Genomic DNA, 13,172 nt, shown 5'->3' on the forward strand with positions numbered 1-13,172 from the left:
GGAGAGGGCTTTCTCCATAAATATTGTGAATCATCCTTCATATGTTGTGATATTCGTACGATGCTTTTTCCGAAATTCGGACGGAGTACAATCATTATATTTTTTGAAAAGACGATTGTAAGAGTTCACATTGTTAAATCCATGACCAATGGCAATATCCAGAATGGATTCTTCACGAAACAATAACGCCCATTCCGATTTGATAATTCGAAAATGATTCAGATATTCCATCAGCGTGATTCCCTTGACCTCTTTAAACAGTTTACATACGTGAAACTTGCTGAATTTAATGTGCTCCGCGACCTGATCCAGCTTGACGGGTTCTGCATAGTGCGCTTCCAGGTATTCACAGACCGATTCGAGGAATTCGAATTTTTTGGAAGGAGTACAGTGCCGTCCTGAGTTGAATGGTTCTGTAATGGGTTCCTTTGTACGTAACATATGAACGATGAGATCATATAATCGGGCAACCATTAACCAGCGATACCCCACCTGTTGATCATTCTCTTCATTCGCTAATGCACCTATATATTTCTCCAGATTTTTCTCCGTGGAAAGCTTGGATGGGATGATCGTGGTTTTGTTGAAAAGCTCTCCCAGTTCCTGGGTTTCTCTTTCCGTTGTGAAGCTTCCTGTTAACAATTCCAGCCGAAACAATATAATGGTTAAATGATCTGTACCCGGCAAGAAGCAGTGAACGTCCCCCGGCTTAATAAGCAGTACGTCTCCATGTTCGAGGTCAAAGATATGGCTATTCACGCCCATTCTCGCGCTTTTCCCATTGACTACAACCAATTCAACCTCTTCATGCCAGTGTGCGGCAAAATTAAATTGCTCATCTGTATGAATTACGCGGATTGGAAAACCTTCGGTCATATGACCTGTTTCAAGAAAAGTAGGTACACCCATCAAATCACCCTTTCCTCATTTTCCAGCTCAACAATTCTCTAAGTATCCTTATTATGCATCAAATGAACCTGTCCCTTCTAATGGAGTAAAAAAACAGTTGATATTGCATTGCATCAAACAAAAAAAGAAAGTCGCCTGAAATGGCGACTTCTTAAAAAGGAGTTGATGCAGATATTGTCATTTCGCTTCGAAAGACATTTTTATTAGTCTTTCTTCTACTTGATTTCGAATATCCTGATCCAAAATTCCGACTCCAAAAATCTCTGAAAACCATAGCCCATCTGTGGCTAATTTGATAATAGCAGCATTCACGGGATCAATGCCATCATTTAAAATATCTTCTTGAAGAATGTTATGTTTTTTATTGTATGCTGCAAGTAATTCCGGCTTCGAGAATAACACGGCCAAAAGCGCTGTACACAAGGCTACCGTCGTTTTGGAGTCATGGAAGGTCGTTTCAATATAAGCCCTGCTCCATTTCCCGGCTTCATCTATGCTTTCGCTTGATTTTTGCTGTAGTTCCGAGAAAAACGTATCCCCAAATTCCTCGATCATGGCTGTAACGATTGCCTCTTTATTCGGAAAATGATGAAGCAATCCCCCCTTACTTACTCCCGCATGTTTAGCTACAGCTTCCAACGTTAATTTTTCCATGCCCAGATGTTCGACAATATATGATGCTGATGCCAAAAGCTCATGACGTCTTGAATTACTTCTCAAAAGATAACCTCCTTCATATACGTTTATTTATGACTGACTTGTGTTTGATGATTTGACGGGACTTTTGGATAAGTTTAAAAGCACTACTCCCCCAATGACCAAAATGAGTCCAATTCCCGACAGAATGTTAAAAGGATCGTTCCATAAAATGACGCCAAGCAGGGCGGTTAATGCTGTTCCTGCACCTGCCCATATGGCGTATGCGGTGCTCAAAGGAATGGTTTTCAAACACATCGTCAAAAAATAAAATGACAACGACATTCCAACAACAAGTCCGATTGAAGGAAGCAGATTCGTGAATCCTTCCGACAATTTTAGCATGGTTGTACCGAAAACTTCAGTTATAATGGCAATGCCAAGTGCAAAATAACCTTTCATTGTTCATCCTCCACTCTTACTCAGCTATGAGCCAATTTCATAATCACGACCCCAGCAATGATTAAAATTAAAGCTGAGATTTTTCTGATGTTCACGCTCTCTTTATAAAATACAATTCCAACGAGTGCCGTCAGAGCAGTTCCCACACCCGACCACGTTGCATAAGCGGTCCCTAGCGGTATGGTTTTTAAAGCTAGAGAAAGACAAAAGAACGCTGTGCCCATGCCCAAAATCAGCCCTATTATCGGAAGTTTCTTTTGGAACCCATTGGATAACTTCATCATGGAACTTCCAAAAACTTCAGATACGATCGCCAAACCCAATAAAAAATACGCACCCATGCAAGCATTCCTCCTAAGTATACGTAAAAAAATTCATCCTAGTTAACTATACCGTCTGGACGGTTTATTTGCAAAGTTTTTATAGTATCTTTATGCATGCTTGCCATTATCAATGTTCTCACGCAGCTTTGATATAGCTATAGGCTATAGCTAGATATAACTTAATGGAATTACTTTATAACCCCAGATATGTGATAACTTTTTGGTAACATATTGTAGAGGAGTTTTACTTAATGGTGAGAAGCAGTGTATTGGGATATCCACGAATTGGTGTCGATCGGGAATGGAAGAAAGCTTTGGAGGCATTCTGGTCAGGCAAGCTGGAAGAAACAGAGTTTCAAGCACGATTACAGGAAATCCGCTTAGATCACTTGCGCAAGCAACAAGAAAAAGGAATTGATCTTATTCCTGTCAATGATTTCAGTTATTACGATCACATTCTAGATACAGCCGTTATGTTCGGAATTGTACCAAAACGGTTTGCATATAATGGTGGCGCTGTACCTTTGTCTGTCTACTACGGAATTGCCCGGGGAACGAAAGATGCAGCAGCAAGTGAAATGACAAAATGGTTTAACACCAACTATCACTATATCGTGCCTGAACTGGACGGAGCCTCCCCTGCACTTACCGAGAATAAGCCCCTTATTGCTTATCGTGAAGCCAAAGAGAAGCTCGGTATTGAAGGTAAACCGGTTCTTGTCGGACCGTTAACTTTCCTGAAGCTGTCCAAAGGATACGATAAATCCGAAACGAATGCTTGGCTGGACCGCCTGCTTCCGCTCTATGTACAAGTGCTTCAGGAGCTTGCAAATGAAGGCGTTCAGTGGGTACAGATTGACGAGCCAATCCTTGTTACCCAAACAACTGATGCTGACCAGCAGTTGCTGAACAAAATTTATGAGACGTTTGCAGCCGCTGTACCAGGTCTGAACATTATGCTGCAAACCTACTTTGAATCCGTAGAGAACTATAACAACATTGTTGCCCTACCAGTTCAAGGTATCGGACTTGATTTTGTACACGGGGCGACGGGCAACATTCAATCCATTCAGGCGTCCGGTTTCCCAGCGGATAAAGTTTTGGGTGCTGGGGTTATTGACGGCCGCGGGATCTGGAAAGCCTCATTACCAGGAAAACTGAAGCTGTTGGATGAACTGGCTGAACTCGTAACACCTGAGCAATTAATCGTTCAATCCTCATGCAGCTTGCTTCATGTTCCGGTAACGACAGCACGTGAAACTAAACTCACATCCGAACTTAAGAATGCTCTCGCATTTGCAGATGAAAAGTTGGACGAGATTGTTCTTTTGACGAAAGCATTGTCTTCAAGAAGCACTGAAATTATCGCTGAGATTGAAAATTCAGATCGTACGATTCAGGCTCTCCAGCAATCCGAGGAACGCAATCGTGTTGCTGTTCAAGAGGCTGTTGCATCACTCAGCGTTCAACAGCCGGAACGCTCCCGTCCGTTTGCCGAACGTCATATCGAGCAGCAGGAGAAATGGAAATTACCACTTTTCCCGACAACAACCATTGGCAGCTTCCCACAATCCGCTGAAGTGCGTAAAGCACGTCAATTGTGGCGTAAGGGTGAGTTGAACAATGAGCAGTATGCTGCCTTTATCCGGGATCAAATTGATATCTGGATCAAAATTCAGGAAGAGATCGAGATCGATGTTCTCGTACATGGTGAGTTTGAGCGTACCGACATGGTAGAGTTCTTTGGCGAAAAACTTGCAGGTTTTGCCTTCACTCAATTCGGATGGGTACAATCATACGGTTCCCGTTGTGTCAAACCACCAATTATCTTTGGAGACGTTGCATTTACCGGGGAAATGACCGTAGAAGAAACCAAATATGCACAGTCCCAGACACAGCGTCCTGTAAAAGGAATGCTCACCGGACCAATTACCATCATGAACTGGTCGTTTGTACGTGAAGACATCCCGCGCGAGCATATCGCTTATCAATTGGCGTACGCACTGAGACAAGAAGTTGAAGCACTGGAGCAAGCAGGTATTGGCATGATCCAGGTCGACGAGCCTGCGGTTCGCGAAGGATTGCCACTGAAGGAATCGGAGCAAGCCGATTATCTGGCATGGGCGGTCAAAGCATTCCGCATTTCCACTTGCACGGTTCAAGATACAACTCAAATTCACACGCATATGTGCTATTGCGAATTCCATGACATGATTGATTCCATCGAAGCGATGGATGCCGATGTTATTTCGATCGAAACATCCCGCAGTCACGGGGAACTCATTCATAGTTTTGAGTTGAACACGTATAAACTGGGCATTGGACTTGGCGTATACGATATCCATAGCCCACGTGTTCCAAGTGTAGATGAAATGACGAGCATGATCGAACGCGCCTTGCGTGTATTGGACCCTAAACTGTTCTGGATTAATCCGGATTGCGGTCTCAAAACACGTGGCCTCGAAGAAACTGTTGCTTCCTTGCGCAACATGGTTGATGCAACCAAGATTGCCCGTGAAAAGCACGTGGCAACAACGGTTTAAGTGGAGTAAATTAAGAATTCAATAATTCGTTTGTAAAAGGCGGACATTCCTACGCTAAGGAATGTCCGCCTTTTAATATCACCTTTTCGCTGTCTGCTCAGCAAAATGATGATCTACTGCATATTTAAATGTTCGAATGCAATGTTCACCTACCATGAGCTGATCCTCTCTGATCCCATGTCTTTTTGCGTGTCTTTTTATCCATAAAAGTGTGTCATAACAATCATCCAAAGCTGCTGGATAAGGAGCGTCAATGGATAATTGATAATCAAGCGCAACGACTACACAATGACTTGCTTCCGTGCTCGATCGGGAAGGCTTCTGTTATTTTTGTGGATTTTCATTACTCATCCAGCTGTCGACATGCAGGGGGCCACTATAGTCCTCCCGGTCAGTAAATTCTTTCAACTGTTTCTCTGCATCTGCTTGATTGTCGAAGGCACCCATGACGACGGTGAATTTTCCATTTTGGGTTTGCACAACGCTGCTGCCATCTGCAGAATACTGTTCAGCCAGCATGGCCAGAGCTTCGCCCTGCTCCATGTCTTCACTCCGCACGAAGAAAAGTTCATGCGCTTGCGTTGACTTCCCGTTGGAAGAAAGCTTCAACTGAATATATCCAGGTTGCTGATACTCTGACACGGAATAATCCACACCATCCCTGAGTTCAACCACAAAGCCAATCGCGGAATCATCCAAAATGATATTTTGATAGACATCTTTTACATTCTTAAGTGCTTTGATATCCTTCTCCAGCTTGTCATAATCCAGATGACGTACACCATTGAAAGTGAAGATCAGACGATTCGGCCCTTCTTTGTGATCAACAGTGTACGATGGAGCCGAGCTGATCTGTTCTCCATCCATTTGAAAATGAATGTTCAGCGTATCCGATTCTTGGCTTGTGGTAACCGAGACACCATCTGTCTGCTCCCCACCGCTACCAACTTGCAAAATCTTGACGACGGAACCGATAACAGGCACATCGGATAATGCCTTAGCTACACCGGGTACGTTAGCTGTTATCATTACCGCAGCACAAGCAGCCACCAGGGAGGAACTACGCCAGATTACCATTTTTCTTCGTTTCTGGTTTCGTGCCCGCTGGCGAGCTTGCTGAATTACTCCGGAAAGGCCGGATGGAATCTCTATCTGTTCATATCTTTCTTTCCCTGTCATGTGAAATCAACCTCTTCCTTGGTTAAATGTTTTTTGAGTTTGTTCAAGATCTTATAAAACCTGGTCTTCACCGTGCTTTCCGGTAGGGACAGTATCTCTGCCATATCCTTGAATCTCTGATCTTGGAAAAATTTCAGAACGATAAATGCCTTGTCTTCGGGATGCAGGTGATCAAGTGCTTCGTATAGATCCCATTGCTCTTCAAGCCCCATGGAACTCTCCTGTGCCGCAAAAGGTATTGTACTGTCTTCCATGTACGTGTATTTCTTCTTCCGTCTGATGTGGTCAAGGGAACAGTTGATGACGATCCGGGTCATCCAGGTTTCAAAATAATCTGGACTGTTCACTTTTTCATAAGATAGAAAACCTTTATAAGATGCCTCGGATATAATTTCCAATGCTTCTTGTTCATTTTTTACATAAGAGAACGCGAAGCGATAAAGCTTTTCTTTACATGCCTCCAGACGTTCACTGAACTGCTGTTCAGTTAGTGCTGTACTCACCTTGCTCAGTTGGTCCACCCCCGTTGCGACTGTATAGTTTGATTATTGCCGCATTTTTAGTAAAGCTTACTTTGAATGTTGTTTCGCATGTTAGACAGCGGAAAGTCTAAAAAAGTTTTAAAACAATGATTTTTTTTATCTGGGAACAAAAACGTATATCGTCCCAAACCAAAAAAAGCCGCCCATAGGCGACTTCTTTACTTTTACTTTTGAACTTGTATGGCTAAGGCTCGCACCTCAACGATGTGGCACTCTCTCGCAAACAATTTTATTTGTTCATATTGTTACGGAGCTCTTACCTACGGTGTTCACTTTTTGAAAATGGCTTATGCCTGGACGCTGCATGATGTTAAATCCGTCGCAGCCATACTCTTCAAACCATTGTTGCATCAAATCAGCCAATTGCTCATAGGTCCTGTTGATCCTTCAAAAGGTTTCTGGGTGACATAAACATCCTCCTCCTATTAACCAAAATTAATACAACCAGGTAATTATTACTCTTCATAATATCATTCGCTATAACTCCAGCCTAGAAAAACAAAGGTTCCTGTTCGAACGTACAACAACTCTTATAATTGGAATTCTATGAAAATTTTGCTATACTATTTCGTGATAGATTACCGTTCAGATGAACTGCAATTCTACTATATTTAATGAGTTGGAGGAACGCATAACATGTTACATACACGAATAGGAAAGACAGCTGCTGCCACTATTCTTGCCCTATCCTTGCTTGGCACCACTCCAAACCTTCATGATGCCTATGCCGCACCCGCCATTTCAGTCATGCTGGATGACGTTCCGTTGAAATTCGATGCAGAACCTCGGATCGACAAAGGCGTTACCTATGTTCCGTTCCGAACAGTTGGCGAAGCCCTAGGAATCAGCATTACATGGAACAGCAAGACACAAACCATAAAAGCGAATGGAAATGTGAAAGGCCAGGCGACGGAGGTCCTGCTTCAAGTGGGAAGCACCACAGCAACCGTCAATGGAGAAAAAGTCAAGCTTGCAGCTCCACCGGTTCAGCGGGAAGGCCGTGTGCTCATTCCACTCAGTTCGTTCAGTAGTCAGTTCGGTGTTGATGTGAGCTGGAACCAGTCAACTCGTACCATTTCCCTGGTTTCACCTCAACGAGAAATGCATTTGAGAGCTTTCTATGCGCTGCAATCCTATAAGGAAATCGATTTGGTGTCATCCATGAACTCCATCGCTTTTGGTTGGAGTCGCATCGATCGTGAAGGTCAATTTACGCTTCAGGGTAAGGAGTATCAGCTCCCTGCTGCTGATGGCGACGTTACACCTCAATCCATCGTTGCTAATACAGCAAATCAGAGCATTAGATCGTATCTCATGGTGTATGCTTTGGATGGAAATGGAGAACTGACCAAGGTGCTGAGTGATAGCAGCATGCGTCAGAAGTCCATTGAGGGTATAACGGCTGCAATAGCTGAAAATGGTTTTGGCGGCGTTGTTCTTGATTTTGAAGGACTGGGTTTCAAGCTGGACGCTGTAGAGCAACAGAAGCTGCTTAACAATTACGTCAAGCAATTGAAGGAATCCTTGCCTAAAGACATCGCTCTATCCTTGGCTGTCCCCCCACTAAATAGTGCCTATAAAGGTTATGATTACAAAACGCTCGCTTCGTTGGCAGACGACATCATCATTATGGCATACCAATATAATCCTGTCGGTACCAAATCGCAGGTCCCTGAGCCGAACAGTCTTGTGGATAAGGCCATTCAGCTTGCGTTAGATGCTGGCGTCTCCAAGCAAAAGCTTTTGCTCGGGATAAGCTTAAATAGTGAAACCTCATCTTCCATAGATGATAAACTGGGTCTTGCCAAGCGTTATGATCTCAAAGGAGCTGCCTTCTGGCGCCTTGGATTATTCCGTACCTACAGCAATCAGATGGAAGACGCTGTAAATGCCTCCGTTATAAAAGAGTAAAGATTTAAATTTCTGGACTCACCAGACTTTCTACACACCAAAAAAAACGAACCGGAATCTCTGATAATTGACAAGAGATTTCGGTTCGTTTGTTATACAAGGATATAATCTATGCGTTCAATGAGGAATGCTCGTTTCCGTGGGTTGCACTTAGCACCAGATCTTTTTGATAGGCGAGTACCTGATCCCAGTCCCCGTGAAAAATCGGTATCCGATAGTACCCAACTCTTTCATAAAGGGCCGCCGCCTCAGGCTGTTTCGGGCCAGTCTGCAGCTTCAGATTGGTGTACCCGAATTCGAGCGCAAGACGCTCCGCTTCGGCCAGAATGGCCTGAGCCACACCTTTGCGACGGAAATCAGAACGTGTGTACATGCGCTTAACCTCCACGGAAGTATCATCAAGGGGTCTGATGGCTCCGCAGCCTACCGGATATCCATCCAAACGCGCGACAATAAAGGCCGCTCGAGGTGTCTCCACGTCAGATGGCTGAAATCCCGCCGTCCCATCGCCGCCATATAACAATCCCAGTTCTTCGCTTAGCTCCTTGATTAAAAGTTCCGAATCCTTGCTTCGTATATCTTCAGCGGCAGCAAGCACAATCGACGACATTGCGCAAAACCCCTCTCCCTCATTGGATTTATAGGCTTTTGTGATTTATATAAATTATCACGAACAGGTCCTGAGCGTCAATTCCCCTATCGATTGAATATTTCAATAAGCATATTAACGAATAGGTTCACAGCAAAAAAGCCGCCAGATTGGCGACTTCCCCGACACTTATATGGTTACAATTAGACGAATGCATTTTGCATTTCATTTCATTCCACGACTCAGCTTACCCTTCAACCACATCGGCTCGCAAATCCGTTGCAACCTCCATCATTTGCGGAACGACAGCTTCATTAACAATGGCAACATATAGATCTCCCATATACAGACGAAATGGAATCTGCAGGTTCTCATACGTCCACATGAAGAAATCCCCATCGATGGACATGACGCTCTCAGGTCCTTGGACGGTAAGGACAGGGGAGTAGGCAAAGTCGGGCTTGGATGAAAAATACTGTTTGCATTCTTCCAAGGAGATGGATTGCTCTAAGTTATTTTCTTGCATGGATCGAGTGATTCGAAAACGTTGATTCATAAAATATGCCTCCAATCAGAATTTGTTCAGAACTCGTCCCAAAATTTCGATTCCCTTCACAATCTGCTCATCGGAAGGTGTTGAGAAATTAAGTCTGATCGCATTACAAGGTTCGTTCTCATCAACGAGGAAAGCAGTACCCGGAACGACCGCCACGCCTTCTGCAGCAGCTGTTTTGGCATAATCCAGCATCGGGATATGAGCCGGCAGATCGCACCAAAGGAACAGCCCTCCATCCGGATGAGTAAAGGTAATGGACTCGCCCACATACTCCTGCAGTTTGTCAATCATCAAGGCAGACTTCCTGCGATAAATCGCACGGATGCTGCTGATATGCTCTGCATAGTTATACTCAGTCATGAACTTGTATGCCAGAATTTGCGGCAGCATGGCTGTATGTACATCCTCTCCCTGTTTGGCAACAACCATCTTCTGAACAACCTCGGAAGGAGCCAGAACATAACCAACACGCAGACCAGCAGACAGAATCTTGGAGAAAGAGCCTACGTAAATAACCAGACCTTCATCATCCATCGATTTAATCGTCGCTACATCTTCTCCTTGAAACCGAAGTTCTCCGTACGGGTTATCTTCCAGGATCATGACACCATATTTCTTGGCAAGATCATAGATCGCTCTGCGCTTCTCCAGGCTTGTGGTAATACCTGTGGGATTTTGAAAACTCGGAATCACATAGATCAGCTTTACATTCTGCTCGGTTTGCAGAGCATGCTCCAGCTTCCCGATATCCATACCGTCTGTCTCCATCGGAACACCAACAAGCTTTGCCCCTGAAGCCCGGAAAGAGTTCAATGAACCGATAAAGCTTGGGCTTTCACAGATAATCGTATCCCCTTCATTACAGAATACTTTACAAGCGAGTTCAATTCCCTGCTGTGCTCCAGATACGATGAACAGTTCATCCGACGCTTTGCCCGTGTCAAAGCCTGAACTCAGGTGTGTAGTCAATGTATCCCGCAGCGGGACATAACCTTCGGTAATTCCATATTGCAGTGCTGTTACCGGGTCCTGTTCCAAAATCGATTGGGTGAATGTCCGAATCGCCTCAATAGGGAAAGTTTCCGGAGCGGGATTACCCGCAGAGAAAGGAATTACATTTTGACCCGAAGAAGCCTTCAGGATCTCACGAATAATGGATGGCTGCAATGCAGCAATCCGGTTGGAAAATGAATAGTTCATCTTAGAATAATCCTCCCGAATTCAAATCTGAATGTTGTCTCAATAACTACAATTAGATTCTATTATACGAGTATTTGGCAGATTTCTAAACGGTCTCGTCAAAATTAACAGAGAACAACAAAAAGAGGCCGACGTACGCCTGACATACGCCGCCCCTTTTCTATGGAATTCACATTCCTTCCATGTATTATCGATGGATCAGATTAATCTCCGATAACCGTGTTGCCTTCACCAAATAAGTTGCCAATCCTGGGACCATCCGGGCTAAACCGGGATAGAATTTGTTCGCCTTGGCAAAGGCCAGCTTCTGGATTCTCCGCGCCCTCCGGAGCAGGCGTGTGAATTCGCGATTGGCTTCCTTCGAATATTCGTACTGCCACTGCTCGAAGCTGATCTTCCCTTGAAGATACTGGTCAGTCCATTCAGCACACAGCAGCGCGGAGCGAAGGGCAATGGACATTCCATCACCACACAGGGGAGGTATCATTAGCATGGCATCACCAATATGAGGATATTGGGACCAGGGTTCAGGAACATTGGATAGATGGAGTGGTGCAATCGAGACCTGCGTCCCTTGGACCGGACTTCCCTCGGCAAGCCTCACTGCCAATCTTTCGTTGGTCAAGGATGCCGCCTGCAAAATATCCTTCACAGACTTGCCGCTCCCCCGCACCGTATCGAGTGTCAGCAATGCAGCTACATTGGCAATCCCATCTTCAATTGGTGAAATGCCGACGTACCCTCCTTTGCAAAAATACAACTCTACCCGTGGCGGAATGGTGATTCCCCGAAAGTGCGATTTGACGCCAACATATGCTGTTTTATCCCGCAGCTCGACTGGCGAGGTCATCCCGCGTGGCTTCTTCGAACCATGGGCTCCGATAACGGTTCTTGCTCTATATTGAATCTGGTCATTTCCTTGTTTGACTTCAACTTCATAGCTATAATCGTCAAACCGCTGAATGTTGGTTATCGTTGCTCTCGTAACAATTTCAACACCTGCGGCTGCGGCCTGTTCGTGTAAAAGTCGATCCAGCTCATATCGGCTGATGCCATAGGCCAATCCCGGCAAAGGCGCTTCAATTTCCCCACCTTGAGGCATAATGATCTTGGCATGATCCATGGTACTCGGTTTTAACTCTTGTTCGCCAAGGTGAATACCCAGATAATTCAGCATCTCCGTTGTTTCAGGCGACATAAATTCACCGCAGGTTTTGTGACGTGGAAATTCCTGCCGATCCAGCAGCAGTGTCTGATGCCCTTGCCTGGCAAGCTGCAGCGCAAATGTACTACCGGCAATTCCCGCTCCGATGACTATGGCATCCATTGGTTTAGACACCTAAGAACACCCGCCTTTCATTGTCCATTATGATACCAGCCTATTGATCTAACGAGTTATGCTAACGTCCTATGATGGGGAATCACAACGGAATAGCGGAATAAAGGCTTCCATTCATAGGTCATGTTGTCATGATTCAACTGCTGTTTCAAATCCCGCCAATCCCTGCCCGTGAAGCCTTTTGCAACAGACAGTGGTCCATCATGACGAATATACCGATTGCGAGAGATCATTCGAGTGGTAATCCAGACGGCTGCATAGGATACGGGATGCCTATGGATATCGTTAATGACAACACCATATTTGGAGGCGCGCAGCATATGCGAGACCATATCAATCAGTTGCTTTCCCTCGAAATGATGGACAAATTGCGAGCCAGTCACGATATCTGCTGAGGCATCTGGCAATTCCCTGACATCGATACGCCGAACCTTGATTCTGGGTTCATTTCGGAAGAGATTTCTAGCTTCCTCACATGCCTCCTCTGTCAGGTCGACCAGAGTAATTTCAAGCTTAATTCCCTTTTGGTCTGCCCAATGCAATAACTTCTGGTTTACATCACCTGAACCTGCTCCCACATCAAGAAGGGTTAGCGTAGTTGGACTGCCAATCGCTCTCCATAACTTCTCCACCCCTGCACGGGTTGGACCGGGAGCAGCAAATATTTTGTTCAGCCGTCTCAAATGTTTGAGCGCTTCGCTTAATTCTTCTCCACCCATGGAAAAATCGTCCATCAACTCGTCTTCTCTTGCCCGTACCGATAGTGTTCTAAAGAAAGACATGATCCCGCTCCTTTACAGCTATACATTGGGAGTGATTTTCTCTAATTAACCATTATCCCCTCTAACCAATCCTTATACTCGTAAGAACGGCGATATGTTATTTTACTAAGCTATCCCAGATCTCAGACTCCTTAATTCCATGGCCCTGTAGAACAAATCCATTCGATGCTGCATCACCGGATGCAAACATGAAAAAAGTCG

At 44.8% G+C, this 13,172-nt stretch carries 13 protein-coding genes and 1 pseudogene; 2 read left to right on the forward strand and 12 right to left on the reverse strand.

All coding sequences use genetic code 11. From position 1 onward, the window contains the following. Positions 1-30: 30 nt before the first annotated feature. The 4 genes from Q0V21_RS09870 to Q0V21_RS09885 all read right to left on the reverse strand — a co-directional run bounded on the left by Q0V21_RS09870 (position 31) and on the right by Q0V21_RS09885 (position 2,348). Positions 31-909, reverse strand: a complete 879-nt coding sequence (locus Q0V21_RS09870; RefSeq protein WP_301878683.1) for an AraC family transcriptional regulator — start codon at positions 907-909, stop codon at positions 31-33. Positions 910-1,086: 177 nt separating this feature from the next. Beyond that, on the reverse strand, positions 1,087-1,629 hold the full coding sequence (locus tag Q0V21_RS09875) for a TetR/AcrR family transcriptional regulator (protein ID WP_301878684.1): 543 nt from the start codon (positions 1,627-1,629) through the stop codon (positions 1,087-1,089). 27 nt (positions 1,630-1,656) lie between these two features. Continuing rightward, the gene (locus tag Q0V21_RS09880; RefSeq protein WP_301878686.1) at positions 1,657-2,007 is read right to left on the reverse strand and encodes a DMT family transporter; all 351 of its coding nucleotides are present in this window, start codon (positions 2,005-2,007) and stop codon (positions 1,657-1,659) included. Positions 2,008-2,027: 20 nt separating this feature from the next. Then, complete coding sequence (locus tag Q0V21_RS09885; protein WP_301878687.1) at positions 2,028-2,348, reverse strand: DMT family transporter; 321 nt, start codon at positions 2,346-2,348, stop codon at positions 2,028-2,030. Positions 2,349-2,581: 233 nt separating this feature from the next. Here Q0V21_RS09885 and metE point away from each other — a divergent pair, with 233 nt between their 5' ends. Continuing rightward, a complete protein-coding gene (metE, locus tag Q0V21_RS09890; RefSeq protein ID WP_301878690.1) occupies positions 2,582-4,873 on the forward strand; it encodes a 5-methyltetrahydropteroyltriglutamate--homocysteine S-methyltransferase in 2,292 nt (763 codons plus the stop codon). Between the two features lie 78 nt (positions 4,874-4,951). Here the strand turns inward: metE and Q0V21_RS09895 are convergent. From Q0V21_RS09895 to Q0V21_RS09905, 3 genes and pseudogenes are all read right to left on the reverse strand, one after another. After that, positions 4,952-5,173 (reverse strand): annotated as a pseudogene (locus Q0V21_RS09895) (alpha/beta hydrolase); the annotation flags it as partial. Positions 5,174-5,197: 24 nt separating this feature from the next. Continuing rightward, complete coding sequence (locus Q0V21_RS09900; protein ID WP_301878692.1) at positions 5,198-6,052, reverse strand: hypothetical protein; 855 nt, start codon at positions 6,050-6,052, stop codon at positions 5,198-5,200. Continuing rightward, entirely contained in the window at positions 6,049-6,555 is a 507-nt protein-coding gene (locus Q0V21_RS09905; protein WP_328285965.1) for a sigma-70 family RNA polymerase sigma factor, read from the reverse strand. Before Q0V21_RS09905 ends, Q0V21_RS09900 begins: the two co-directional genes overlap by 4 nt. Before the next feature lie 675 nt (positions 6,556-7,230). Here Q0V21_RS09905 and Q0V21_RS09910 point away from each other — a divergent pair. Continuing rightward, positions 7,231-8,505 carry a stalk domain-containing protein gene (locus Q0V21_RS09910; RefSeq protein ID WP_301878694.1) on the forward strand — a complete coding sequence of 425 codons (1,275 nt, stop codon included), beginning with the start codon at positions 7,231-7,233 and terminating at the stop codon, positions 8,503-8,505. A 109-nt stretch (positions 8,506-8,614) separates the two neighbouring features. Here the strand turns inward: Q0V21_RS09910 and Q0V21_RS09915 are convergent, their stop codons facing one another. From Q0V21_RS09915 to Q0V21_RS09935, 5 genes are all read right to left on the reverse strand, one after another. Further along, positions 8,615-9,115, reverse strand: a complete 501-nt coding sequence (locus Q0V21_RS09915) for a GNAT family N-acetyltransferase (protein WP_301878695.1) — start codon at positions 9,113-9,115, stop codon at positions 8,615-8,617. A gap of 226 nt (positions 9,116-9,341) precedes the next feature. Then, positions 9,342-9,650 carry a hypothetical protein gene (locus Q0V21_RS09920; protein WP_301878697.1) on the reverse strand — a complete coding sequence of 103 codons (309 nt, stop codon included), beginning with the start codon at positions 9,648-9,650 and terminating at the stop codon, positions 9,342-9,344. Between the two features lie 15 nt (positions 9,651-9,665). Next, complete coding sequence (locus tag Q0V21_RS09925; RefSeq protein ID WP_301878699.1) at positions 9,666-10,850, reverse strand: aminotransferase-like domain-containing protein; 1,185 nt, start codon at positions 10,848-10,850, stop codon at positions 9,666-9,668. Positions 10,851-11,037: 187 nt separating this feature from the next. Then, positions 11,038-12,189 (reverse strand): NAD(P)/FAD-dependent oxidoreductase, encoded by a 1,152-nt coding sequence (locus Q0V21_RS09930; protein WP_079344470.1) that lies wholly within the window; start codon positions 12,187-12,189, stop codon positions 11,038-11,040. 56 nt (positions 12,190-12,245) lie between these two features. Further along, entirely contained in the window at positions 12,246-12,971 is a 726-nt protein-coding gene (locus Q0V21_RS09935) for a methyltransferase domain-containing protein (protein WP_301878701.1), read from the reverse strand. Between the last annotated feature and the right edge of the window lie 201 nt (positions 12,972-13,172).

Source organism: Paenibacillus sp. 11B (assembly GCF_030487755.1).
GTDB lineage: Bacteria > Bacillota > Bacilli > Paenibacillales > Paenibacillaceae > Paenibacillus > Paenibacillus vandeheii.

Excerpts from the sequence above, each read along its gene's own strand:
- Q0V21_RS09870 (WP_301878683.1), bottom strand. The coding sequence starts at position 909 with ATGGGTGTACCTACTTTTCTTGAAACAGGTCATATGACCGAAGGTTTT.
- Q0V21_RS09880 (WP_301878686.1), bottom strand. The coding sequence starts at position 2,007 with ATGAAAGGTTATTTTGCACTTGGCATTGCCATTATAACTGAAGTTTTC.
- Q0V21_RS09885 (WP_301878687.1), bottom strand. The coding sequence starts at position 2,348 with ATGGGTGCGTATTTTTTATTGGGTTTGGCGATCGTATCTGAAGTTTTT.
- metE (WP_301878690.1), top strand. The coding sequence starts at position 2,582 with ATGGTGAGAAGCAGTGTATTGGGATATCCACGAATTGGTGTCGATCGG.
- Q0V21_RS09900 (WP_301878692.1), bottom strand. The coding sequence starts at position 6,052 with ATGACAGGGAAAGAAAGATATGAACAGATAGAGATTCCATCCGGCCTT.
- Q0V21_RS09910 (WP_301878694.1), top strand. The coding sequence starts at position 7,231 with ATGTTACATACACGAATAGGAAAGACAGCTGCTGCCACTATTCTTGCC.
- Q0V21_RS09915 (WP_301878695.1), bottom strand. The coding sequence starts at position 9,115 with ATGTCGTCGATTGTGCTTGCTGCCGCTGAAGATATACGAAGCAAGGAT.
- Q0V21_RS09920 (WP_301878697.1), bottom strand. The coding sequence starts at position 9,650 with ATGAATCAACGTTTTCGAATCACTCGATCCATGCAAGAAAATAACTTA.
- Q0V21_RS09925 (WP_301878699.1), bottom strand. The coding sequence starts at position 10,850 with ATGAACTATTCATTTTCCAACCGGATTGCTGCATTGCAGCCATCCATT.
- Q0V21_RS09935 (WP_301878701.1), bottom strand. The coding sequence starts at position 12,971 with ATGTCTTTCTTTAGAACACTATCGGTACGGGCAAGAGAAGACGAGTTG.